At 40.3% G+C, this 21,889-nt stretch carries 24 protein-coding genes, 3 pseudogenes and 1 riboswitch; of the genes and pseudogenes, 16 read left to right on the top strand and 11 right to left on the bottom strand.

Annotation, left to right across the window (positions count from 1 at the left end):
- Window positions 1-101: 101 nt before the first annotated feature.
- The 5 genes and pseudogenes from N8M09_RS07330 to N8M09_RS11345 form a co-directional block, all read right to left on the bottom strand.
- Window positions 102-263 (bottom strand): hypothetical protein, encoded by a 162-nt coding sequence (locus N8M09_RS07330; RefSeq protein ID WP_261064732.1) that lies wholly within the window; start codon window positions 261-263, stop codon window positions 102-104.
- Complete coding sequence (locus N8M09_RS07325; protein ID WP_265491525.1) at window positions 251-484, bottom strand: DUF5320 domain-containing protein; 234 nt, start codon at window positions 482-484, stop codon at window positions 251-253. Before N8M09_RS07325 ends, N8M09_RS07330 begins: the two co-directional genes overlap by 13 nt.
- A 12-nt stretch (window positions 485-496) precedes the next feature.
- Entirely contained in the window at window positions 497-754 is a 258-nt protein-coding gene (locus N8M09_RS07320) for a plasmid replication protein (protein ID WP_001287840.1), read from the bottom strand.
- Window positions 747-1,067: pseudogene (locus tag N8M09_RS11350) on the bottom strand (DNA replication protein); the annotation flags it as partial. The pseudogene N8M09_RS11350 and the gene N8M09_RS07320, both read right to left, overlap by 8 nt.
- A gap of 24 nt (window positions 1,068-1,091) precedes the next feature.
- A pseudogene (locus N8M09_RS11345) lies at window positions 1,092-1,442 on the bottom strand (IS6 family transposase); the annotation flags it as partial.
- 39 nt (window positions 1,443-1,481) lie between these two features.
- On the opposite strand from N8M09_RS11345, the pseudogene pnuC reads away from it, so the two are divergent.
- Window positions 1,482-2,003: pseudogene (gene pnuC, locus N8M09_RS07310) on the top strand (nicotinamide riboside transporter PnuC); the annotation flags it as partial.
- 153 nt (window positions 2,004-2,156) lie between these two features.
- Here the strand turns inward: pnuC and N8M09_RS07305 are convergent.
- A complete protein-coding gene (locus N8M09_RS07305) occupies window positions 2,157-2,693 on the bottom strand; it encodes a TetR/AcrR family transcriptional regulator (RefSeq protein ID WP_261064729.1) in 537 nt (178 codons plus the stop codon).
- 132 nt (window positions 2,694-2,825) lie between these two features.
- On the opposite strand from N8M09_RS07305, the gene N8M09_RS07300 reads away from it, so the two are divergent.
- Complete coding sequence (locus N8M09_RS07300) at window positions 2,826-3,716, top strand: cation diffusion facilitator family transporter (RefSeq protein WP_261064728.1); 891 nt, start codon at window positions 2,826-2,828, stop codon at window positions 3,714-3,716.
- Window positions 3,717-3,750: 34 nt separating this feature from the next.
- On the opposite strand, the gene galR is transcribed toward N8M09_RS07300, so the two are convergent.
- A complete protein-coding gene (gene galR, locus N8M09_RS07295; protein WP_261064727.1) occupies window positions 3,751-4,755 on the bottom strand; it encodes a DNA-binding transcriptional regulator GalR in 1,005 nt (334 codons plus the stop codon).
- 163 nt (window positions 4,756-4,918) lie between these two features.
- On the opposite strand from galR, the gene N8M09_RS07290 reads away from it, so the two are divergent.
- From N8M09_RS07290 to N8M09_RS07260, 7 genes are all read left to right on the top strand, one after another.
- Window positions 4,919-6,097, top strand: coding sequence for a galactokinase (locus N8M09_RS07290; RefSeq protein WP_261064726.1), 1,179 nt, complete (start codon window positions 4,919-4,921; stop codon window positions 6,095-6,097).
- 18 nt (window positions 6,098-6,115) lie between these two features.
- A complete protein-coding gene (locus N8M09_RS07285) occupies window positions 6,116-7,597 on the top strand; it encodes a UDP-glucose--hexose-1-phosphate uridylyltransferase (protein WP_261064725.1) in 1,482 nt (493 codons plus the stop codon).
- Window positions 7,598-7,666: 69 nt separating this feature from the next.
- Entirely contained in the window at window positions 7,667-8,071 is a 405-nt protein-coding gene (locus tag N8M09_RS07280; protein ID WP_261013235.1) for a PaaI family thioesterase, read from the top strand.
- A gap of 156 nt (window positions 8,072-8,227) precedes the next feature.
- Window positions 8,228-9,082, top strand: coding sequence for a DNA adenine methylase (locus N8M09_RS07275; RefSeq protein WP_261013236.1), 855 nt, complete (start codon window positions 8,228-8,230; stop codon window positions 9,080-9,082).
- A 25-nt stretch (window positions 9,083-9,107) separates the two neighbouring features.
- Complete coding sequence (locus N8M09_RS07270; protein ID WP_049552513.1) at window positions 9,108-9,863, top strand: DNA-methyltransferase; 756 nt, start codon at window positions 9,108-9,110, stop codon at window positions 9,861-9,863.
- A gap of 3 nt (window positions 9,864-9,866) precedes the next feature.
- Window positions 9,867-10,490, top strand: a complete 624-nt coding sequence (locus tag N8M09_RS07265) for a hypothetical protein (protein ID WP_261064724.1) — start codon at window positions 9,867-9,869, stop codon at window positions 10,488-10,490.
- A gap of 2 nt (window positions 10,491-10,492) precedes the next feature.
- Window positions 10,493-11,398 carry a type II restriction endonuclease gene (locus N8M09_RS07260; RefSeq protein ID WP_261064723.1) on the top strand — a complete coding sequence of 302 codons (906 nt, stop codon included), beginning with the start codon at window positions 10,493-10,495 and terminating at the stop codon, window positions 11,396-11,398.
- A 46-nt stretch (window positions 11,399-11,444) separates the two neighbouring features.
- On the opposite strand, the gene N8M09_RS07255 is transcribed toward N8M09_RS07260, so the two are convergent.
- The 4 genes from N8M09_RS07255 to N8M09_RS07240 all read right to left on the bottom strand — a co-directional run bounded on the left by N8M09_RS07255 (window position 11,445) and on the right by N8M09_RS07240 (window position 15,075).
- Entirely contained in the window at window positions 11,445-12,707 is a 1,263-nt protein-coding gene (locus N8M09_RS07255) for a nucleobase:cation symporter-2 family protein (RefSeq protein WP_261064722.1), read from the bottom strand.
- Window positions 12,707-13,288, bottom strand: coding sequence for a xanthine phosphoribosyltransferase (locus N8M09_RS07250; RefSeq protein WP_261064721.1), 582 nt, complete (start codon window positions 13,286-13,288; stop codon window positions 12,707-12,709). Before N8M09_RS07250 ends, N8M09_RS07255 begins: the two co-directional genes overlap by 1 nt.
- A gap of 129 nt (window positions 13,289-13,417) precedes the next feature.
- A riboswitch (purine riboswitch) is annotated at window positions 13,418-13,513 on the bottom strand.
- 336 nt (window positions 13,514-13,849) lie between these two features.
- On the bottom strand, window positions 13,850-14,236 hold the full coding sequence (locus N8M09_RS07245; RefSeq protein WP_261064720.1) for a bleomycin resistance protein: 387 nt from the start codon (window positions 14,234-14,236) through the stop codon (window positions 13,850-13,852).
- A gap of 11 nt (window positions 14,237-14,247) precedes the next feature.
- On the bottom strand, window positions 14,248-15,075 hold the full coding sequence (locus N8M09_RS07240) for an exodeoxyribonuclease III (protein ID WP_261064719.1): 828 nt from the start codon (window positions 15,073-15,075) through the stop codon (window positions 14,248-14,250).
- Window positions 15,076-15,294: 219 nt separating this feature from the next.
- Between N8M09_RS07240 and N8M09_RS07235 the strand changes: the two genes are divergently transcribed.
- The 7 genes from N8M09_RS07235 (at window position 15,295) to N8M09_RS07205 (ending at window position 21,833) form a co-directional block, all read left to right on the top strand.
- Window positions 15,295-16,194 (top strand): CPBP family intramembrane glutamic endopeptidase, encoded by a 900-nt coding sequence (locus N8M09_RS07235; RefSeq protein WP_261064718.1) that lies wholly within the window; start codon window positions 15,295-15,297, stop codon window positions 16,192-16,194.
- Window positions 16,178-16,465 (top strand): autorepressor SdpR family transcription factor, encoded by a 288-nt coding sequence (locus N8M09_RS07230; RefSeq protein WP_000006510.1) that lies wholly within the window; start codon window positions 16,178-16,180, stop codon window positions 16,463-16,465. The genes N8M09_RS07235 and N8M09_RS07230 overlap by 17 nt, the downstream gene beginning before the upstream one ends.
- Window positions 16,446-17,087, top strand: coding sequence for an SdpI family protein (locus N8M09_RS07225; RefSeq protein ID WP_000694118.1), 642 nt, complete (start codon window positions 16,446-16,448; stop codon window positions 17,085-17,087). The genes N8M09_RS07230 and N8M09_RS07225 overlap by 20 nt, the downstream gene beginning before the upstream one ends.
- Before the next feature lie 126 nt (window positions 17,088-17,213).
- The gene (locus N8M09_RS07220) at window positions 17,214-17,669 is read left to right on the top strand and encodes a DUF3290 family protein (RefSeq protein WP_261064717.1); all 456 of its coding nucleotides are present in this window, start codon (window positions 17,214-17,216) and stop codon (window positions 17,667-17,669) included.
- Entirely contained in the window at window positions 17,666-18,301 is a 636-nt protein-coding gene (locus tag N8M09_RS07215) for a DUF421 domain-containing protein (protein WP_000174458.1), read from the top strand. Before N8M09_RS07220 ends, N8M09_RS07215 begins: the two co-directional genes overlap by 4 nt.
- A gap of 54 nt (window positions 18,302-18,355) precedes the next feature.
- Window positions 18,356-20,101 (top strand): ABC transporter ATP-binding protein, encoded by a 1,746-nt coding sequence (locus N8M09_RS07210; RefSeq protein WP_261064716.1) that lies wholly within the window; start codon window positions 18,356-18,358, stop codon window positions 20,099-20,101.
- Window positions 20,091-21,833: an ABC transporter ATP-binding protein gene (locus N8M09_RS07205; RefSeq protein WP_261064715.1), complete on the top strand. Its 1,743-nt coding sequence runs from the start codon at window positions 20,091-20,093 to the stop codon at window positions 21,831-21,833. The genes N8M09_RS07210 and N8M09_RS07205 overlap by 11 nt, the downstream gene beginning before the upstream one ends.
- Window positions 21,834-21,889 lie beyond the last annotated feature (56 nt).

Here is a 21,889-nt window from a genome sequence, read left to right as displayed (position 1 = left end):
CGGTTTGATTTTACTTTGTTTCATGGTCATAATCATATACCATTTCTTTTGGATTTTTTGTTTGACTAATACAAAATAGGTCTTCATAGGTCTTCGCATTTTTAGCGCTCATTAGGATCATCAGTATAATTTTCTGAATTAGGAGACTGTCCCATCACTATTCGAACTTCGTCTCCCAACTTACGCTGTTCCCATTCATCCGTGAATTCTTTAAATCGCAATTCTGGAACTTTCTTTTTAACTGAATCATCTATTTTCGCCATAGTCCCCACCATTTTATTGGTTTTTCTTGTTCTTCTATCCTTTTTTGATCTTTGATTTGTTCCTGTAAATTTTCCAACTTCTCTTTAAGAGCGTTCACTTCATCTTCATCTTTATATTGATTGTCTAAGTGTTTGAATTCTGTTTCCTGTGAGGGGCATTTGAGGGCTTTTAAGTTATCATTTTCCGCCTTGTATTCTTCTAGCAACTTTTTATCTTGCAAGGCTAATCGTTGTTACTGGTCTAACAAATTAGTTAGTTTTTCTATTTGTTGGTCTTTGCTACTTATTTGTTGGTCTTTGGTATTTGATTTGCTACTACTTTCTACTTTACCTAAAATTATTTTTTCTGCTTTAGAATTTATTAGATTAGACCCATTGGAACTTTTAAGCTGTAATTCTTTTGGTAACCTTTGGTAGTGATATTGAATATTTTGTTTTGTAACACTCAACTCATCCGCCAGCTCTTTGATCGTTTTTAAGTCTTCACTCATGGTTTAAGTCCTGCCTTTTAACCGTTGGTAGATATTGTTCAATGGCTTTTTTGAGGTAGCGTGCGATATTATGCTTAGAATATTCTTCACGTCTGCTGGCAACATAAGACAAGTGGTCTTTAACACTATTTAGCCCTCTTAATTCTTTCAGTTCGTCATAGAGGGGGTAAACATGGACTTGCAATCCTGCCATGATTTTTGTATCTTGCATTTCAAACGGACTTAGCAACATATTTTCTAGCAATAGCGTGGTGTACTTGCTTTTCATTGCTTCAATAGCTAGCTTATCTTCGGTTTCTGCTTTGCGTGCTTTATCTTCTTGATAGGCGGTATCTTCTAACTTATAGCTGTTATCGTCTGCTCGACGTTTCTTTCGTAACCAGAAATCCAATGTTAAACCGTCCGCATCAATCGCTCGATAGAGATAATGCCAACGCCCCTTAATTTTGATATAGGTTTCATCCATTTTCCACGAATAGAAGGACTGTTTATTTTTCTTTTTCCAGAGATGATAGAGGATTTTACTGTATTCTTGAACCCACCGATAAATCGTAGTGTGATAAACATTTATTCCACGGTCATAGAGCAATTCCTGAACTTCACGATAGCTCAGATTGTAACGTAGGTAATAACCAACAGCGACAATGATGACGTCTTGTTGGAATTGTTTGCCTTTAAAATGATTCATCTCTCAAGCCTTACTAACCTTTTTTCTGCTCTTTGAGAAGCTGAAGGTCGTGCTAGTAACTACCTATTTGGTTTGATTAATTCCATCATTTATCTGGTGCTTGCCCTTCAAAAAGGCTTCTATGGTGAGGTTTTAACAACTCTCTATTTTACAATTATGCAGCCAATTGGTCTCTTGGTTTGGATTTATCAAGCCCAGTTTAAGAAAGAACAATAAGAGTTTGTCGCACGTAAACTAGACGGCAAGGGTTGGACCAAGTATCTTTCCATTAGTGTTCTTTGGTGGTTGGCCTTTGGCTTCATTTATCAGTCTATTGGTGCCAATCGTCCCTATCGCGATTCCATCACCGATGCGACCAATGGTGTAGGACAAATCATCATGACAGCTGTTTACCGTGAACAGTGGATATTCTGGGCAGCTACCAATGTCTTTTCAATCTATCTCTGGTGGGGAGAAAGCCTGCAAATTCAAGGCAAATATCTAATTTACCTCATCAACAGTCTAGTTGGTTGGTACCAGTGGAGCAAGGCAGCTAAGCAGAATACTGACTTACCTAACTAGGAAAAGATGTTTTAGGTTTTGGGATAAAACAGATAGAGTTGATAATAAAGGATTTTATATTATGAAAAAGAGGATTGGCGGATCCTCTTTTCTTGTTGAAAAGATAAAAAACTCACTAGCCTAGAAATAAGGTAACTGAGTTCTACTCTGTATTCAATTTTTAGGAATGAGAAGGTCTAGATAAAATTGCACAACTTCCTGGTCTGTAAAGTCTTGCCCTTTTTTGAGCCACCAGGTCAATGTCTCGATAAAGTTGGTTACAACTAAGTGTTGGAGATAAGAAGCAGGCAGACTTGGATGAGCTTCTTTCAACTCATCAGACAGCATGGGATAGACGTGGTGTTCCAACTCTCTCTGGAGTTGGCGGAGGAAGTAGTCATTTTTGGAGAATAGCAGACTGGTGATATGGTCTTGATTTTTCTGAAAATGCAGAAAGAGGTGGGCGAGGTAATCTTCGGTTGAAATGGCTTGCTCTCTTTCAAAGAGATGATGGAAGAGGTAGCGACAGAGCTCGTCCAGAAGTAGCTCCTTACTCTCATAGTGACAGTAAAAGGTGGAACGTCCCACATCTGCGAGATCAATGATATCCTGAACAGTAGTGGCCTCGTAGCCCTTAGCATTCAAAAGTTGTAGAAAAGCTTGATAGATAGCTTTTTTTGTTTTACTGATACGGCGGTCAATCTTAGTCATATGGACACTTGAGGCAAATTGTTCAGAACTGAATAAAGCTGACGCTTTGCTTCTATCCTTTCTTTGAGTTTTAGTGGATAATAATAATGAACAAGATGTTCATAAATCTATTATAACAAAGGAATGAGAAATATGAAGGCAAAATATGCTGTTTGGGTGGCTTTTTTCTTAAATTTAACTTATGCCATCGTCGAGTTTATTGCTGGTGGAGTATTTGGTTCGAGCGCTGTTCTTGCTGACTCTGTGCATGACTTGGGAGATGCGATTGCAATTGGAATATCAGCCTTTCTAGAAACCATCTCTAATCGTGAAGAAGATAATCAGTACACCTTGGGCTATAAGCGGTTTAGTCTGCTAGGAGCCTTGGTAACAGCGACAATACTCATGACAGGATCTGTTCTAGTCATTTTGGAAAATGTTACGAAGATTTTAAATCCGCAACCAGTCAATGACGAGGGGATTCTCTGGTTAGGAATGATTGCGATTACTATTAATGTGTTAGCGAGTCTAGTGGTTGGTAAGGGAAAGACAAAGAATGAGTCTATTCTGAGTCTGCATTTTCTGGAAGATACCCTAGGGTGGCTGGCTGTCATCCTAATGGCCATTGTTCTTCGATTCACGGACTGGTATATCCTAGATCCACTTTTGTCCCTTGTCATTTCTTTCTTTATTCTTTCAAAAGCTCTTCCACGTTTTTGGTCTACACTTAAGATTTTTTTGGATGCTGTGCCGGAAGGTATTGATATCAAGCAAGTAAAGAGTGGCCTGGAGCGATTGGACAATGTGGCCAGTCTTAATCAGCTTAATCTCTGGACTATGGATGGTTTGGAAAAAAATGCCATTGTCCATGTTTGTATGAAAGAAATGGGGAATATGGAAGCTTGTAAAGAATCTATTCGAATTTTCCTCAAAGATTGTAGTTTCCAAAATATTACCATTGAGGTTGATGATGACCTAGAAACCCACCAAGAACATAAGCGAAAGGTGTGTGACTTGGAGCGGAATCATGAGCATCATCATTAGAAAAAACGGCCTTGATAGAGGTCGTTTTGTAATCCTAATCATTCCTTGTACTTTCTCTCAAAGTCAGTCTGGTTCCCAGCATAGTCAAGCTAGGAATTTTGCGACCGTGGAGTACTTCCTTGTTAAGAATATCCATACCTGCCCGGCCCATTTCCTCGGTATAGACCGTGATGCTAGAAAGGGGTGGATAGACCTGCTTGGTCAGACTAGTGTCGTTAAAGGAAATGAGGCTGACACGGTCTGGTAGGCTGATTCCAGCTTCTTGGAGCGCACGGAGGGCACCGATGGCTAAACTATCGCTAGCTGCAAAAAATGCTGGCGGGAGTTGATCTCCCAAACTCTGAATAGCCTCCTTCATCAAGTCATAGCCAGACTGGGCAGTAAAGCTTCTTTGAAAGACCAGTTCATCATGATAGATTCCTTTGGTTTGACTGTAGTTCTTAAAGTTTTCAAGCCGCTTGTCCTGAATGATTTCTTCTTGGTCAGTTGTTTCCTCAAGGCCTGTGAGAATTCCAATACGGTTCATCCCTTGGCTGAGGAAATGGTCTACAACTTGTTTCACAGCAGTGTAAAAGTCAGTGATAATACAGGTATGACCTAATGAGAGGGTATCGCTGTCTAAAAATACAAGAGGCTTTTGGTATTCTTCAAAGGCAGAAATCTGAGCTCGGCTAAACTTTCCGATGCAGAGAATCCCAATCACTTCCTCGCTTAATGTAAAAGGATGGTCATTAAAATAGCGCAAGATATCATAGTCCAGTTCTTGGGCTCTTTTTTCAATACCGAGACGAATCTGGTAGTAGTAGAGGTCGTCTAGTTCCCCCTGCTCGCTGACCCATTGGATAATGGCAATCTTCTGCTTGGGCTTGTGGGATTCGCCTGTCTTGAGGTGCTTAGTGTAGTCCAACTCTTCAGCAACGGTTAAAATACGGTGCCTGGTTTCTTCTGTAACAGATAGACTCTGGTCTCGATTGAGGACACGGGATACGGTCGCGATAGAGACAGAGGCTAGCTGTGCAATGTCTTTTAAAGTAGCCATAAATCCTCCTTGATTAGGTTAGTATATCATATTTTTCTGCTTTTTACCGATAGTTTAGTAAAAGTTTAGTAAAAAGGATTGACCTTGGGAAATCCCTTGGATACAATAGAAGAAAACGATTACACGTTAAGACGACTTAACGAACAGTAAAAGGAGAAATCATATGACACAACATCTTACTGCTGAAGCGCTTCGCAAAGACTTTCTTGCTGTTTTTGGTCAAGAAGCGGACCAAACTTTCTTTTCACCAGGTCGTATCAACTTGATTGGTGAGCACACAGACTATAATGGTGGACATGTATTTCCAGCAGCCATTTCCTTAGGAACTTATGGGGCTGCTCGCAAGCGTGACGACCAAGTTTTATGTTTCTACTCAGCTAACTTTGAGGACAAGGGCATTATCGAAGTGCCTATCGCTGACCTCAAGTTTGAAAAAGAGCACAACTGGACCAATTATCCAAAAGGAGTTCTTCATTTCTTGCAAGAAGCTGGGCACGTGATTGATAAAGGTTTTGATTTTTATGTTTATGGGAATATCCCAAATGGTGCTGGATTATCTTCTTCAGCATCCTTGGAACTCTTGACAGGAGTCGTGGCAGAGCATCTCTTTGATTTAAAACTAGAGCGTCTCGATTTGGTTAAAATCGGAAAACAAACAGAAAACAACTTTATCGGAGTCAATTCTGGTATCATGGACCAGTTTGCTATCGGAATGGGAGCGGACCAACGTGCTATTTACTTAGATACTAATACTTTAGAGTATGACTTGGTGCCACTTGATTTGAAGGACAATGTCGTTGTTATTATGAATACCAACAAACGCCGTGAACTAGCAGACTCTAAATACAATGAACGCCGTGCTGAGTGTGAAAAAGCAGTGGAAGAGTTGCAAGTTGTCTTGGATATTCAGACCTTGGGTGAATTGGATGAGTGGGCCTTTGACCAATACAGCTATCTGATTAAAGATGAAAATCGTTTGAAACGTGCTCGCCATGCTGTGCTTGAAAACCAACGTACCCTTAAAGCGCAAGCAGCCCTTCAAGCAGGAGATTTGAAAACATTTGGTCGTTTGATGAATGCGTCACACGTTTCTCTGGAGCATGATTATGAAGTAACTGGTTTGGAATTGGATACTCTTGTTCACACAGCTTGGGCACAAGAAGGAGTTCTCGGTGCTCGTATGACAGGGGCAGGTTTTGGCGGATGTGCCATTGCCTTGGTGCAAAAAGATACTGTTGAGGCCTTTAAGGAAGCTGTTGGAAAACACTACGAGGAAGTAGTTGGCTACGCTCCAAGCTTCTATATCGCTGAAGTTGCAGGTGGCACTCGCGTCCTTGACTAGTCAAAAGGAGGCTCTATAGTGACCTTAGTAGATAAATTTGTAACACATGTCATTTCTGAAAGTTCATTTGAGGAAATGGATCGAATCTACCTGACCAATCGTGTCTTAGCACGAGTGGGAGACGGTGTTTTGGAAGTTGAGACCAATCTGGATAAATTGATTGACCTCAAGGACCAGCTTGTCGAGGAGGCGGTTCGATTAGAGACGATTGAGGATAGTCAGACTGCGCGTGAAATCCTTGGTGCTGAACTGATGGATTTGGTGACCCCTTGTCCGAGTCAGGTCAATCGTGACTTTTGGGCAACCTATGCCCACTCTCCTGAGCAAGCGATAGAGGATTTTTACCAACTCAGTCAGAAAAATGACTACATAAAACTCAAGGCCATTGCTAAAAATATTGCTTATCGTGTTCCATCTGACTACGGAGAACTTGAAATTACCATCAATCTCTCTAAGCCTGAAAAGGATCCAAAGGAGATTGCGGTAGCCAAGTTGGTGCAAGCTAGCAATTATCCTCAGTGTCAGCTTTGTCTAGAGAATGAGGGCTACCATGGTCGAGTTAACCACCCAGCTCGTAGCAATCACCGGATTATCCGTTTTGAAATGGCTGGTCAGGAATGGGGCTTCCAGTATTCGCCCTATGCTTACTTTAATGAGCATTGTATTTTCTTAGATGGCCAGCATCGTCCCATGGCCATTAGTCGTCAGAGTTTTGAACGTCTATTGGCTATCGTAGAGCAGTTTCCAGGATATTTTGCAGGCTCTAATGCCGACTTGCCGATTGTGGGGGGCTCTATTCTAACTCATGATCACTATCAGGGAGGCCGTCATGTATTTCCTATGGAATTGGCTCCCTTGCAAAATACTTTCTCTTTTACTGGTTTTGAGCAGGTCAAGGCTGGGATTGTCAAGTGGCCAATGTCAGTGTTGCGTTTGACTTCGGATTCCAAAGAAGATTTGATCAACTTAGCTGACAAGATTTTGCAGGAATGGCGCCAGTATTCAGATCCTAGTGTGCAGATTTTGGCAGAGACAGACGGGACACCGCATCACACCATCACACCTATAGCGCGTAAGCGTGATGGACAGCTTGAGTTGGACTTGGTTTTACGAGATAATCAAACATCACCAGAACATCCTGATGGCATCTATCATCCCCACAAAGATGTTCAACATATCAAGAAGGAAAATATCGGCTTGATTGAGGTCATGGGCTTGGCAATCTTGCCACCACGTCTGAAAGCAGAAGTGGAGCAAGTCGCTAGCTATCTTGTAGGAGAAGCTGTTACAGTTGCCGATTATCATCAGGAATGGGCTGACCAACTCAAAGCCCAACATTCAAATCTAACAGATAAAGAAAAAGCCCTTGTAATCGTCAAGGACTCTGTGGGTGCTATCTTTGCGCGTGTACTTGAGGATGTAGGAGTCTACAAGCAGACGGAACAAGGGCAGACAGCCTTTATGCGCTTTGTGGAACAGATCGGAATTTTGCCAGACTAGGAGCTTTCTCCTTGCACAGTCCTATAAAAAGTAGTATCATAGTGTCGTTTGAAATATCAGGAGGAAACGATGAAAGATTTTCATTTTGACGCTATATCTGCCTTTGAAAATTACGAAATTGAAAAAATGAGAGATGGTCACGTTGTGGTAACGACAAAAGTAGTGGACTCGTCGCTCAACTACTATGGCAATGCCCATGGTGGCTATCTCTTTACTCTCTGTGACCAGATCAGTGGTTTGGTGGTTATCTCGCTGGGGCTTGATGGAGTGACACTCCATTCTTCTATCAACTACCTCAAGGCAGGAAAACTCGACGATGTGCTGACCATTAAAGGAGAATGTGTCCATCAAGGTCGCACAACCTGTGTGGTGGATGTTGATATTACCAATCAAGAGGGCAGAAATGTCTGCAAAGCAACCTTTACCATGTTTGTCACAGGTCAGCGGTCAGAAGAAAGACAGGTAAGGATATAAAGAGTAATTTAATAGAGTGAGGTGAATTTTGGAATTTATAAAATTTGCCTTACTCATTTTTTAATATTGATATGATTTAATTCTAAAATAGAAAATTTAGTAATGTGGTAGAAAATACAAGAGTTGTGTTTTAATTTCTATGGTATAATTAAAAGTATGAAGATAAAAGAAATAAAGGAAGTTACTTTACAACCGTTCACGAAATGGACAGGTGGTAAAAGACAATTATTGCCTGTTATTAGAGAATTAATGCCTAAAATCTATAACAGGTATTTCGAACCTTTTGTTGGAGGTGGAGCTTTATTTTTTGATTTAGCTCCTAAAGATGCAGTTATTAACGATTTTAACACTGAACTAATAAATTGCTATCAACAAATTAAGGACAATCCTCAAGAATTGATTGAAATTTTGAAAATTCATCAGGAATATAATTCAAAAGAATATTATTTAGATTTACGTTCTGCAGATCGTGATGAAAGAATAGATATAATGTCCGAAGTACAAAGAGCTGCACGTATTCTATATATGTTGAGAGTGGACTTTAATGGTCTATATCGTGTGAATTCTAAGAACCAATTTAATGTTCCATATGGACGTTATAAGAATCCTAAAATTGTTGATGAGGAATTGATATCTGCTATTTCAGTATACCTAAATAACAATCAACTAGAAATTAAAACGGGAGATTTTGAAAAGGCTGTTTTAGATGTTCAGCCAGGAGATTTTGTATATTTTGATCCCCCGTATATTCCATTGTCAGAGACAAGTGCCTTTACTTCCTACACTCATGAGGGGTTTTCTTATGCAGATCAAGTAAGATTAAGAGATACCTTTAAGAGATTGAGTGATACAGGAGCTTATGTTATGTTATCAAATTCTTCTAGTGCGTTAGTAGAGGAGTTGTACAATGATTTTAATATCCATTATGTTGAAGCTACCCGAACTAATGGAGCAAAATCTTCAAGTCGAGGAAAAATTTCTGAAATTATAGTCACAAATTATGAAAAATAACGAATATAAGTATGGAGGTGTTCTTATGACAAAACCATACTACAATAAAAATAAGATGATTCTTGTTCACTCAGATACGTTCAAGTTTTTATCAAAAATGAAACCAGAAAGCATGGATATGATTTTTGCTGATCCACCTTATTTTTTAAGTAATGGTGGAATATCTAACTCTGGGGGACAAGTTGTTTCTGTTGATAAAGGAGATTGGGATAAAATTTCTTCATTCGAAGAAAAACATGAGTTTAATCGCAAATGGATTCGCCTAGCAAAAGAAGTTCTGAAGCCTAATGGGACGATATGGATTTCAGGTAGTTTGCACAACATATACTCAGTTGGAATGGCATTAGAGCAAGAAGGTTTTAAAATTCTGAATAATATTACTTGGCAGAAAACAAACCCTGCCCCCAATTTATCTTGTCGTTATTTTACCCATTCTACTGAAACCATTTTATGGGCTAGAAAAAATGATAAAAAAGCTCGTCATTACTACAATTATGATTTAATGAAAGAATTGAATGATGGAAAACAAATGAAAGATGTCTGGACCGGCTCTTTAACAAAGAAAGTTGAAAAATGGGCTGGGAAACATCCAACTCAAAAACCAGAGTATTTGTTAGAACGCATTATTTTAGCCTCTACTAAAGAGGGTGACTATATTCTAGACCCATTTGTTGGTAGTGGCACTACGGGTGTTGTTGCGAAGCGATTAGGTAGAAGATTTATAGGTATCGATGCTGAAAAAGAATATTTAAAAATTGCAAAGAAGAGATTGGAGGTATAGAGAATGAAAAAGGGGGGCATTGGAGGAGCGAACACTGCAACAGGATTAGCGTTTGAATTACAGACAGATTTTCCAACATTTTTATCCAAACAAGCAGGTTATAGTATTGAAAATATTGACTATGATACAAAGAGACAGGGAAAGGGGAAAGAGACAAAAATTATCAAAGGAACGAAGTTACGTGAAAAACCTATGAGGTGGAAAATCAAATTTTTAGAAAAAGAAGTTGGACAGATTTTCCAAAAAGATGGTTTATATCGTTATTTTGATGAAATTGATGATTTTGATTATACTAAAATCATATCCGCCAAATTATTACCTGACGAAGCAATCTTTGTTATTAGTAAGAATACTGTGTATATAATTGAGAAAAAAACACAGAGTGGAGGCGGTAGTGTAGATGAAAAGTTGCAAACATGTGATTTTAAATTAAAACAGTATAAGAAACTATTTTCACCTTTAAATAAGGAGGTTTGTTATTCTTATCTATTAGATACAGATTGGTTTAAGAATCCTCGGTATAAAGATGTCTTAGATTATATCATTAGTGTAGGCTGTAAATATTATTTTAATTATATTCCGTTAGATGCGATTGGCTTACCATTACCTAAACAAGAGGACAATTAATTATGAATTTAAAAAATTATTTAATAAAAACTCCACAAGAAAGGTTAATGATTTTCTTAGAATCATTATCAATTACCAACAGAACTCCTGAATATTATGTAAATTGGGAGAAAGTTGATCGTGAGACAAAGAAGTATGAACTAGAGTTGAACACTTTAAACTACTTAATTGGTAAAGATGATATTTATATAGAAGCTCTTGACTTGTTCACTAAACAACCTAATTTATTAAAAGCAATTCCTAGTCTGATTGCAAGTCGTGATAATGTTTTAGATATTCTGACAATAGATAATGACGATAATATGTCTTTTGAGCGATTGGATTTTAAAACGATAGACGCTAGCAGAATAGATGATTACATCAAATTTATTGAGAAATCTGGTTTATTAAAGTTTTTACAACAACATGCTAATCGTTCATTAGTTGATTATGTTTATGGAGTGGAGACTGGATTAGATAGCAATGCACGAAAAAACCGAAGTGGGACAACCATGGAGGGAATTTTAGAGAGACACGTAGCAAAAATTTCTCAGGAACAAAAATTGGATTGGAAAGCTCAAGCTACAGCCCAATATATTAAAGATAAGTGGGGGATTAAAGTACCTGTCGATAGGTCTGAAAGAAGATTTGATGTTGCAGTTTATTCCCGAGAAAAACATAAGGTTTGGTTGATTGAAACGAATTACTATGGCGGAGGAGGAAGTAAATTAAAAGCGGTTGCTGGAGAGTTTACTGAACTCAGTCAATTTGTTGTTAATTCAGATGACGATGTTGAATTTGTTTGGGTTACTGATGGTCAAGGATGGAAAACAGCACACTTACCATTAGCAGAAGCATTTAGTCATATTACGAATGTATTTAATTTAGAGATGTTAAGAGAAGGATTTTTAGCTGATTTATTTTTATAATGATTGCTCATTAGCTACACAAAAAAGAGGTTCACACCTCTTTTTCTTATTTCTTTTTATGATTTAATACGGCATTGAGGATAATGGCGAGTAGGCTGGCTACAACGATTCCGTTTGAGAAGAACATTTGGAAGGCTGTCGGCATGCTGATAAAGAGATTACTGTTATTGAGTCCGACACCTGCAGCGATTGATACAGCTGCAATAAGGAAGTTGTGTTCATTGTTAGCAAAGTCAACACGGGCGAGGATTTGCATCCCTTGAATAGACACAAAACCAAACATTACCAGCATGGCACCACCGAGAACAGGGCTTGGAATGATTTGGGCAAGGGCACCAAACTTAGGAAGGAGTCCAAGGAGAACCAGGAAACCAGCTGCGTAGTAGATTGGCAGGCGAGTCTTGATACCTGATAATTTAACCAAACCAACGTTTTGTGAAAATCCTGTGTAAGGGAAGGTGTTAAAGATTCCTCCGAGAAGTACGGCCAAGCCTTCTGCGCGGTAACCGTTGCGCAGGCGCGTGCTGTCGATTGGGTCTTTCGTGATATCAGACAAGGCCAGATAAACACCAGTCGACTCAACCATAGACACCGTTGCGATGATACACATCATGACAATAGATGAGATTTCAAAGGTTGGCATCCCAAAGTAGAGTGGAGTTGGGACATGTACAAGAGGTGCTGCTGCAACAGGAGAGAAGTCAACCAAGCCCATGCTAGCAGCAATGGCGGTTCCAACAACCAGACCAATCAAAATAGAGATAGACTTGATAAATCCTTTGGTAAAGATGTTGATCAAGAGGATAATCAGAACAGTAATAGCTGCAAGCAAGAGACTTTGACCAGTTGGCTCTGGAACGTTATTTCCCATATTTCCAATAGCGACAGGAATCAAGGTTAAACCAATCGTAGTAATAACAGATCCTGTTACGATAGATGGGAAGAGATTGGCCACTTTTGAGAAGATGCCTGAAACAAGAACCACGTAAATCCCTGATGCGATAAGGGCACCAAACATAGCGCCACTACCATGGCTTTGCCCAATCATAATCAAGGGAGCGACGGATTGGAAGGCAACTCCAAGAACGACTGGGAGTCCAATCCCAAAGTATTTGTTGAGTTGGAGTTGAAGGAAGGTTGCCACCCCACACATGAAGATATCTGTAGAAATCAGGTAGGTCAACTGCTCAGCTGAATAGCCAAGGGCAGTCGCAATCATGATGGGAACCAGGATGGATCCTGAGTACATGGCTAGTAAGTGCTGTAAGCCAAGAACGGCTGCTTGCGAGTGTTTTTCTTGAGTTTGCATTAGAGATCTGCCTCCTTAAATACGACCTGACCATTTTCAAAACGATCCAAACGAGCGAGTGATAGAACAGGGTAGCCTGCTTTTTCAAGCAAATCACGGCCATCTTGGAAGGATTTTTCAATCACAATACCGATAGCTTCGACTGTGGCACCAGCTTGTTCGATGATTTGAATCAAGCCTTTGGCAGCTTGGCCATTAGCAAGGAAATCGTCAATAATCAAGACCTTGTCCTCTGGTGAGAGGAATTTTCCAGCGATAGAAACGGTACTGGTTACCTGCTTAGTAAAGGAGTAAACTTGGGCAGTTAAGATACCTTCGTTCATAGTGATGTTCTTAGCTTTTTTAGCGAAAATCATGGGAACGTTTAAGACTTCAGCTGTAAAAACGGCTGGGGCAATACCCGACGCTTCAATGGTTACGACCTTGGTAATGCCAGCAGCAACAAATTTTTCCGCAAAGACCTTACCGATTTCTCGCATCAAGCTAAAGTCAACTTGGTGGGTTAAAAAGGAATCCACCTTGAGGATGTTGTCACCCAAGATATGCCCATCCTTGAGGATACGCTCTTCTAATAATTTCATAAGACCTCCTAAAGTCTAAAAGCCAATCCATTTGCTTGTTTCAGATTTCTACCCAGTAAAACGGATAGAAAAAGGACCTACTTAATCTCTAAGTAAGTCCCCAAAATAGGCATGGCAAAAACGACCATACCTCACTTCTGACTTACTTATTGTTAGGTGTTCCGGCACCTTGTAGAAACGTCGTGCCAATTCACGACATAAACAAGTAAAACGATATTCAATTTAACATAGGCTTGTGCCAATGTTTTTATTTTACACCAAAAAACTTTAGAAATCAAATATTTTGTTAGTGTTTTGGTTTTAAAAACGAACAAAATGAAGAAAAATAGACAAATTTTCAATTGTAAGCTAACATTTGTACTCAATGAAAATCAAAGAGCAAAGTAGGAAGCTAGCCGCAGGCTGTACTTGAGTACGGTAAGGCGACGCTGACGTGGTTTGAATTTGATTTTCGAAGAGTATTAGAAGATTTTTTCATCATAAAAGACATATTATCAAGTTTTTAAACACTTGACAATATGTCTTTTTAACTTTAAAGACTTTTTCCAAATCTTTATTATTCTACTCGCTAAATCTTAAAAAATAGCCATCTGGATCCAGAACTGCAAATTCATGAGGATATATAAAGCTATCTCCTACTCGAAATTCTCTTTTTGTCAGGGGACGATGGATAGGATAGTCAGCTTCCAGCAGTTTTTGGTGGAGCTGAGGAACATCTGCAATGCCAAAGGAAATATTGACACCGCGCCCGAAAGGATAGGTCAGCTGAGCTAATTCTTCTGCGCTGCCTTCTTCTAGCATAAGTTGGCAGTCTTCAAGCGAGAGGAAGAGAAATTTCTCCTCTGGACGCTCGTATTCGGTAGAGAATCCTAGCAAGTCGCAGTAGAAGTGGCGTGATTTTTCGATGTCAGATACTACAAATTCAGGAATGACAGCTTGATAGTCCATTCGTTTTCTCCTTAGAGTTCAATCTCCATGACAATGGGTGTGTGGTCTTGGCGCGCACCGGAGTCAATCATATCAGACTTGGTCACCTTGTCAGCCACGCGGTTGCTTGTCAGCCAGTAGTCGATTCTCCAGCCTGTATTGTTGATTTTAGAAGTCTTGCTGCGTTGTGCCCACCAAGTGTAGCGTTCTGGAACATCGCCATGAATATGGCGGAAGGTGTCGGTAAACCCAGTTGCCAAAAGGTTGGTAAATCCAGCACGTTCCTCGTCGGTAAATCCTGGTGAACGGCGGTTGCTGGCAGGATTTGCAAGGTCGATTTCATTGTGGGCTACATTGTAGTCACCGGTCGCAAGGACTGGTTTTTCTTTGTCTAGTTCAGCCAAGTACTCAGCATATTTAACATCCCAGACTTGGCGTTCTTCCAAGCGTTTGAGGCCATCGCCAGCGTTTGGAGTGTAAACTTGCGTTACGAAAAAATCATCAAATTCTAGCGTGATGATACGACCTTCCAAGTCCATGGTAGACGGAGCACCGATTTCTGGGAAAGTGACAGTGGGTGTGAGTTCTTTCTTATAGAGGAACATGGTTCCAGCATAGCCTTTACGGGCAGGCTCTTGAGAAGAGCGCCATGTGTTTTCGTAGCCTGGGAAGAGTTCTTCTAAAATTTCCAAGTGTTTCTTTGTAGGACCCTTGGCAGAAAGCTTGGTTTCTTGGATAGCAATGATATCAGCATTTTCAGCGACCAAGGTTTGTAGGACTTCTTGGGACAATTTAGCACGAGCTGAGTCACTAGTTAGGGCAGCATTGAGGGAATCAATATTCCATGAGATAAGTTTCATAAAGTTACCTTTTTCATTCAGATTATAGATTTTATTATACCAAAAAAAGGACTATTTCCCCAACGTATGGTTTGAAAAATCACTCTTTAGACTTTATCCTGAGAAAATAAAAATTCCCTAAACTATTTAGAAAAAAATCTAAATAGTTCTTGTATTTAGAATGGAAAGGTGTATAATATTATTTAGAAAAACATCTAAATAGAAAGTGAAGTGTAAAATATGTCAAATAAGAGAACAATCCTTCTTTTTGTGGTCTTGGCTTATGCCCTTGCTTGGATAATATGGTTGGCACTATGGCTAAGTGGTGTTGGTCTAAATTCTCCATGGAGTCAGCTTGCTAGTATTGTAGCCATGTGGATGCCTGCACTTGCAGTCTTTATTTTAGGGAAAATCACGAATCAACCTAGTGGAATCAAATCTAAATTAGTCGTGAATCTCAAGAGGAACTGGCACTTTTACTTACTAGCTATCTGGTTACCAGCAGTCATCAGTTTTTTAGGAGCAGGACTTTATTTTCTTGTATTCCCTAGCAATTTTAGCCTTGGCTTTGAATCTATTCAAGCCATCTTACAAGAAAAAGGTGTCTCTCAATCAACCATTCCCTTATCTTTCTTGGCTTTGATTCAAATCCTAGCTAGTTTGACCTACGCTCCTTTTCTTAATAGTTTCTTTGCATTGGGAGAGGAAATTGGTTGGCGGGGCTATCTTTACCCAGTGCTAAGAGAACGCTTTTCACTAGTCCAGACTCATGTCTTACTTGCTTTCATTTGGAGTCTATGGCATCTACCAATCAATTTGCAAGGATATAATTATGGACTATCTTATTTTGCTTATCCTGTTTTGGGAGTTGTTGCTATGTTTCTATTTTGTTTTAGCCTAGGAATATTGTTGAGCTGGTTGTTGGAAAAGACAGGTTCTATCTGGGCTTCTGCCCTATTTCATGGGGCAATCAATGCAACTGCCGGTATTGGGTTACTCTTTCAATTACCAGGAGAAAAAGTTTCAAGCCTCTTGATTTTAGGCCCATCACCGACAGGAATACTATCAGTTCTACCTTGCTTAGTCCTAGCCCTACTAATATTACAAAGGGAAAGGAGCCATTATGAGTTTTGCAAATAGTTTTAAAGCCTTATCTCATCCAGTTAGGAGAGAGATTTTAAATTTACTCAAAGCAGGTAGATTATCTGCAGGAGAAATTGCCAGTCAATTCGAGTTGACAAGTGCAACTATTTCACACCATCTCACGATTTTGAAAGCAGCGGATTTGATTCATGAAATGAAAGAAAAAAACTTTATTTATTATGAGTTAAATACATCGGTTTTAGAGGATATAATGGTTTGGCTAGCAGATCTGAAAGGAGATCATTTTGATGAAGATAAAAATCAATAAGAAATTGGTATTATTTACGAGCATTCTCATCCTACTACCTTCCCTTGTAGGTTGTGTTTTCTGGAATCAATTACCAGAGGAGATACCCACTCATTTTAATCTACTGGGTCAAGCAGATGGCTACAATCATAAAATGTTTGCTATCTTTGGATTACCTACTCTCATGCTTTTGATGCATTGGTTGCTTCTATTTTTAATGATTAAGGATCCTAAATCTAGCAATATCAGTTCAAAAATACAAGTTTTGATTTACTGGATTATTCCTTTTGTATCTTGTCTATTAATGATTTCTATCTTCGGAGAATCTTTGGGTTATTCCATGATGAGTGGGCTACTAGCTCAGATTTTTATGGGAGTCGTTATGATCGTAATTGGAAATTATCTACCAAAAACACACCGAAATTATATAATCGGTATTCGACTTCCGTGGACCTTGGAGAGTGATAAAAACTGGAGAAAAACACATCGATTAGCTGGAAAAATTTGGGTGTTAGGAGGATTGTTATTGTTTCTAAATTCCTTTGTTCAAATATATGTTTACTGGGTGTTTTTCTTGACACTTCTACTTGTGGTGTTGATGCCTGGTGTTTATTCATATCAATTATCAAAATCAGAATCTTGAAATAGCTACTGGAGTCATTAGTTTGAGAAGTTGGTCTGATAAGTCTATTTACCCAACGTATGGCTTGAAAAATCACTCTCTTTCGTTTATAATTAAGAATGATTTTATGAAAGGGAGTGAAAATAAATGAAATTTTACTCATATGACTATGTACTTAGCCAAATCAGTCAGCAAAATGGCATCATGATTGGCTTGGGGATTCTTCTCCTAGCTATCACAGGATTTTTTGCTTTTAAGGCTTATCGAGATAAAAAGGGGACTAAGTTTCGGGAATTGGTCATGATTTTGGCCCTGACTTTAGTGGCCATGCTTTTGGTGACAATTTCAAAATACCAGACCAATCAAGCCTCTAACAATCAATTTCAAACCTCCCTTCATTTTATAGAGGTCGTTTCTAAAGATTTGGGAGTGGATAAATCAGAAGTTTATGTCAATACTTCTGCAACCACTGATGGAGCGCTTGTCAAGGTAGGTTCAAATTTCTACCGCGCTATGAATGGGAGCCAACCAGACAAGTATCTTTTAGAGAAATTAGAATTGCATCAAACAGACGCTATTGAATTGGTGGAGGTAAACAAATGACACTCAATTATATGGAAATTTTAATCAAACTGGCCTTGGGTCTTTTCTCGCTTGTTTTTGTTATCAATGTGACAGGAAAGGGAAATCTGGCGCCTAACTCTGCGACAGACCAAATTCAGAACTATGTTCTCGGTGGTATTATCGGTGGGGTGATTTACAATAGTTCTATTAGCATTCTCCAGTACGCAGTGATTTTGATGATGTGGACGATTTTGGTTTTGACCCTCAAGTGGCTTAGTAACAATGTTCATTTTGTCAAACGCTTGATTGATGGTAAGCCAACTCTCCTCATCAAAAATGGTCAGATTGACCCAGAAGCCTGTCGTTCAGTTGGTTTGTCTGCAGCGGAAGTAGCCCTCAAGCTTCGTAGCCAAGGGATTTTCCAGATGAAGCAGGTCAAACGCGCTGTGCAGGAGCAAAATGGCCAACTCATCGTGGTCCAAATGGGAGATGAAAATCCTAAGTATCCAGTTGTGACTGACGGTGTGATCCAAGTCGATGTTTTGGAGTCGATTGGTCGTAACGAAGAGTGGTTGCTTGATAACCTCAGCAAGCAAGGGCATGACAATGTAGCCAATATCTTTATCGCTGAGTATGACAAGGGTGCGGTCACAGTCGTAACCTATGAATAAGAAAAACCTGGGGTCTTGGCCTCAGGTTTCTATTTGCAATCAGAAAGGGATGTTATGTCCATTATTCAAAAACTTTGGTGGTTTTTCAAGTTAGAAAAACGCCGTTATCTAGTCGGGATTGTGGCCCTGGTATTGGTTTCCGTCCTCAATCTCATTCCCCCTATGGTTATGGGGCGGGTCATTGATGCCATTACTTCGGAGCAATTAACCCAGCAGGACCTCCTTCTTGACCTATTTTACTTGCTGCTTGCAGCCTTTGGGATGTACTATCTGCGCTATGTTTGGCGTATGTATATTCTTGGGACTTCCTACCGTTTGGGACAGATTATGCGCTCTCGCTTGTTTGAGCATTTCACAAAAATGTCTCCAGCTTTTTATCAAACCTACCGGACGGGGGACCTGATGGCACACGCAACCAATGATATCAATGCCTTAACTCGTCTCGCCGGTGGCGGAGTCATGTCAGCAGTGGATGCTTCTATCACGGCTTTGGTGACTTTGTTGACCATGCTTTTTAGCATTTCATGGCAGATGACCTTGGTTGCCATTCTTCCCCTGCCTTTCATGGCTTATGCGACCAGTCGTCTAGGGAGAAAGACCCACAAGGCCTTTGGCGAATCACAAGCTGCCTTTTCCGAACTTAATAACAAGGTACAGGAGTCCGTATCAGGTATCAAAGTGACCAAGTCTTTCGGTTATCAGGCGGACGAGCTCAAGTCCTTTCAGGCAGTCAATGAATTGACCTTCCAAAAGAACCTTCAAACTATGAAATACGATAGTCTCTTTGACCCTATGGTTCTCTTATTTGTTGGTTCCTCCTATGTTTTAACGCTCTTGGTCGGCTCCTTGATGGTTCAGAAGGGACAGATTACGGTTGGGAATCTGGTCACCTTTATCAGCTACTTGGATATGCTAGTTTGGCCTCTTATGGCTATCGGCTTCCTCTTTAATATCACTCAGCGTGGGAAGGTTTCCTACCAGCGGATTGAGGAACTCTTGTCTCAGGAATCACCTGTACAAGACCCTGAGTTTCCTTTAGACGGTATTGAAAATGGACGTTTGGAATATTCCATTGACAGCTTTGCCTTTGAAAATGAGGAGACATTGACGGATATCCACTTTAGTTTGGAAAAAGGGCAAACCCTGGGTTTAGTCGGGCAGACAGGCTCTGGAAAAACGTCCTTGATCAAGCTTCTCTTGCGTGAGTACGATGTGGATAAGGGAGCCATTTATCTGAATGGCCACGATATTCGTGACTATAGTCTGACAGACCTTCGTAGTCTTATGGGCTATGTTCCTCAGGACCAGTTCCTCTTTGCGACTTCAATCTTAGACAATATACGCTTTGGGAATCCTGATTTACCACTTTCAGCGGTCGAGGAAGCTACTAAGCTAGCCCAAGTTTACCAAGACATTGTAGCCATGCCTCAGGGCTTTGATACCTTGATTGGTGAAAAGGGAGTCAGTCTTTCTGGAGGTCAAAAGCAACGGCTAGCTATGAGTCGGGCTATGATTTTAGACCCTGATATCTTGATTTTGGATGATTCTTTGTCGGCTGTGGATGCCAAGACGGAGTATGCGATTATCGACAACCTTAAGGAGACGCGAAAGGACAAGACAACCATTATTACGGCTCATCGCCTGAGTGCAGTTGTCCATGCAGATCTAATCTTGGTTCTGCAAAATGGTCAAATTATTGAACAGGGCACACACGAAGACTTGCTAGCTTTGGATGGCTGGTATGCCCAAACCTACCAGTCTCAGCAGCTGGAAATGAAAGGAGAAGAAGATGCAGAATAAGAAAGAACAATGGACTGTATTGAAGCGCTTGATGTCCTATCTCAAGCCTTATGGCCTCCTTACCTTTTTGGCGCTCAGTTTTCTACTAGCGACGACGGTCATTAAAAGTGTCATTCCCCTTGTGGCTTCCCACTTTATCGACCAGTATCTCAGCAATCTCAACCAACTCGCTGTGACCGTTTTGCTGGCCTACTATGGCCTTTATATCCTACAAACTGTGGTTCAGTATGTCGGTAATCTTCTCTTTGCACGGGTGTCATACAGTATTGTTAGGGATATTCGTCGCGATGCCTTTGCCAATATGGAGAAGCTGGGCATGTCTTATTTTGACAAGACGCCAGCAGGCTCCATCGTCTCTCGTTTGACAAATGATACCGAGACTATTAGTGATATGTTTTCGGGGATTTTATCTAGCTTTATCTCAGCAGTTTTCATCTTTCTGACAACTCTTTATACCATGTTGGTGTTGGATTTTCGTTTGACAGCTTTAGTCTTGCTCTTTCTCCCCTTGATTTTCCTTTTGGTCAATCTCTATCGGAAAAAGTCAGTGAAAATCATCGAAAAAACCAGGAGTCTCTTGTCGGATATCAATAGTAAGTTGGCAGAGAATATCGAGGGAATCAGGATTATCCAGGCCTTTAATCAAGAGAAGCGCCTGCAAGCAGAATTTGATGAAATCAACCAAGAACACTTGATCTACGCCAACCGTTCTGTAGCCTTGGATGCCCTCTTTTTGAGACCTGCCATGAGTTTACTGAAACTTCTGGGTTATGCTGTCTTGATGGCCTACTTTGGCTACCGTGGCCTTTCTATCGGGATAACAGCTGGAACCATGTATGCCTTTATCCAGTATATCAACCGTCTCTTTGATCCCTTGATTGAGGTGACGCAAAACTTTTCAACCCTTCAAACTTCTATGGTATCTGCAGGCCGTGTCTTCGCCTTGATTGACGAGAAGACCTATGAGCCTCTTCAAGAAAATGGACAAGCCAAAGTCCAAGAGGGCAATATCCGTTTTGAACATGTATGTTTCTCTTATGATGGAAAACATCCGATTCTGGATGATATTTCCTTTTCGGTTAATAAGGGTGAAACCATAGCTTTTGTAGGGCATACAGGTTCTGGGAAATCTTCGATTATCAATGTCCTCATGCGCTTTTATGAATTTCAGTCAGGGCGAGTTCTCTTGGATGATGTGGATATTAGGAACTACAGTCAGGAAGAGTTGAGAAAAAACATCGGGCTGGTCTTGCAGGATCCCTTCCTCTATCATGGGACCATTAAGTCCAATATCGCCATGTACCAAGAAATCAGTGATGAGCAGGTCCAGGCTGCGGCAGCCTTCGTGGATGCAGATTCCTTTATTCAAGAACTTCCTCAGGGATATGATGCACCTGTTTCTGAGCGTGGTTCGAGCTTCTCTACTGGTCAGCGTCAGCTTCTTGCTTTTGCTAGAACAGTCGCCAGTCAGCCTAAAATTCTGATTTTGGATGAAGCGACAGCCAATATTGACTCTGAAACAGAAAGTTTGGTTCAAGCTTCTCTGGCTAAGATGAGACAGGGGCGGACAACCATTGCCATCGCTCACCGCCTTTCTACCATCCAAGACGCCAACTGCATCTATGTTTTGGACAAGGGGCGTATTATCGAGAGCGGAACTCATGAAGAACTTTTGGCCTTGGGAGGAACCTATCACAAGATGTATAGCTTGCAGGCAGGGGCCATGGCATAATACTCGTTGATTTTCATTGAGCATAAGAAGGAAATCCTTCAAATTACAGATTTCTT

This window comes from Streptococcus mitis, from assembly GCF_946190375.1.
Classification (GTDB): domain Bacteria; phylum Bacillota; class Bacilli; order Lactobacillales; family Streptococcaceae; genus Streptococcus; species Streptococcus mitis_CJ.
This window is presented reverse-complemented; position numbering and strand designations above follow the sequence as displayed.

Coding starts and splice junctions, on each gene's coding strand:
- N8M09_RS07235 (WP_261064718.1), top strand. CDS start 15,295: ATGTCAAATAAGAGAACAATCCTTCTTTTTGTGGTCTTGGCTTATGCC.
- N8M09_RS07305 (WP_261064729.1), bottom strand. CDS start 2,693: ATGACTAAGATTGACCGCCGTATCAGTAAAACAAAAAAAGCTATCTAT.
- N8M09_RS07320 (WP_001287840.1), bottom strand. CDS start 754: ATGAGTGAAGACTTAAAAACGATCAAAGAGCTGGCGGATGAGTTGAGT.
- N8M09_RS07275 (WP_261013236.1), top strand. CDS start 8,228: ATGAAGATAAAAGAAATAAAGGAAGTTACTTTACAACCGTTCACGAAA.
- N8M09_RS07240 (WP_261064719.1), bottom strand. CDS start 15,075: ATGAAACTTATCTCATGGAATATTGATTCCCTCAATGCTGCCCTAACT.
- N8M09_RS07270 (WP_049552513.1), top strand. CDS start 9,108: ATGACAAAACCATACTACAATAAAAATAAGATGATTCTTGTTCACTCA.
- N8M09_RS07290 (WP_261064726.1), top strand. CDS start 4,919: ATGACACAACATCTTACTGCTGAAGCGCTTCGCAAAGACTTTCTTGCT.
- N8M09_RS07250 (WP_261064721.1), bottom strand. CDS start 13,288: ATGAAATTATTAGAAGAGCGTATCCTCAAGGATGGGCATATCTTGGGT.
- N8M09_RS07260 (WP_261064723.1), top strand. CDS start 10,493: ATGAATTTAAAAAATTATTTAATAAAAACTCCACAAGAAAGGTTAATG.
- N8M09_RS07330 (WP_261064732.1), bottom strand. CDS start 263: ATGGCGAAAATAGATGATTCAGTTAAAAAGAAAGTTCCAGAATTGCGA.
- N8M09_RS07255 (WP_261064722.1), bottom strand. CDS start 12,707: ATGCAAACTCAAGAAAAACACTCGCAAGCAGCCGTTCTTGGCTTACAG.
- N8M09_RS07225 (WP_000694118.1), top strand. CDS start 16,446: ATGAAGATAAAAATCAATAAGAAATTGGTATTATTTACGAGCATTCTC.
- N8M09_RS07210 (WP_261064716.1), top strand. CDS start 18,356: ATGTCCATTATTCAAAAACTTTGGTGGTTTTTCAAGTTAGAAAAACGC.
- N8M09_RS07280 (WP_261013235.1), top strand. CDS start 7,667: ATGAAAGATTTTCATTTTGACGCTATATCTGCCTTTGAAAATTACGAA.
- N8M09_RS07265 (WP_261064724.1), top strand. CDS start 9,867: ATGAAAAAGGGGGGCATTGGAGGAGCGAACACTGCAACAGGATTAGCG.
- N8M09_RS07215 (WP_000174458.1), top strand. CDS start 17,666: ATGACACTCAATTATATGGAAATTTTAATCAAACTGGCCTTGGGTCTT.
- N8M09_RS07300 (WP_261064728.1), top strand. CDS start 2,826: ATGAAGGCAAAATATGCTGTTTGGGTGGCTTTTTTCTTAAATTTAACT.
- N8M09_RS07245 (WP_261064720.1), bottom strand. CDS start 14,236: ATGGACTATCAAGCTGTCATTCCTGAATTTGTAGTATCTGACATCGAA.
- N8M09_RS07205 (WP_261064715.1), top strand. CDS start 20,091: ATGCAGAATAAGAAAGAACAATGGACTGTATTGAAGCGCTTGATGTCC.
- galR (WP_261064727.1), bottom strand. CDS start 4,755: ATGGCTACTTTAAAAGACATTGCACAGCTAGCCTCTGTCTCTATCGCG.
- N8M09_RS07220 (WP_261064717.1), top strand. CDS start 17,214: ATGAAATTTTACTCATATGACTATGTACTTAGCCAAATCAGTCAGCAA.
- N8M09_RS07230 (WP_000006510.1), top strand. CDS start 16,178: ATGAGTTTTGCAAATAGTTTTAAAGCCTTATCTCATCCAGTTAGGAGA.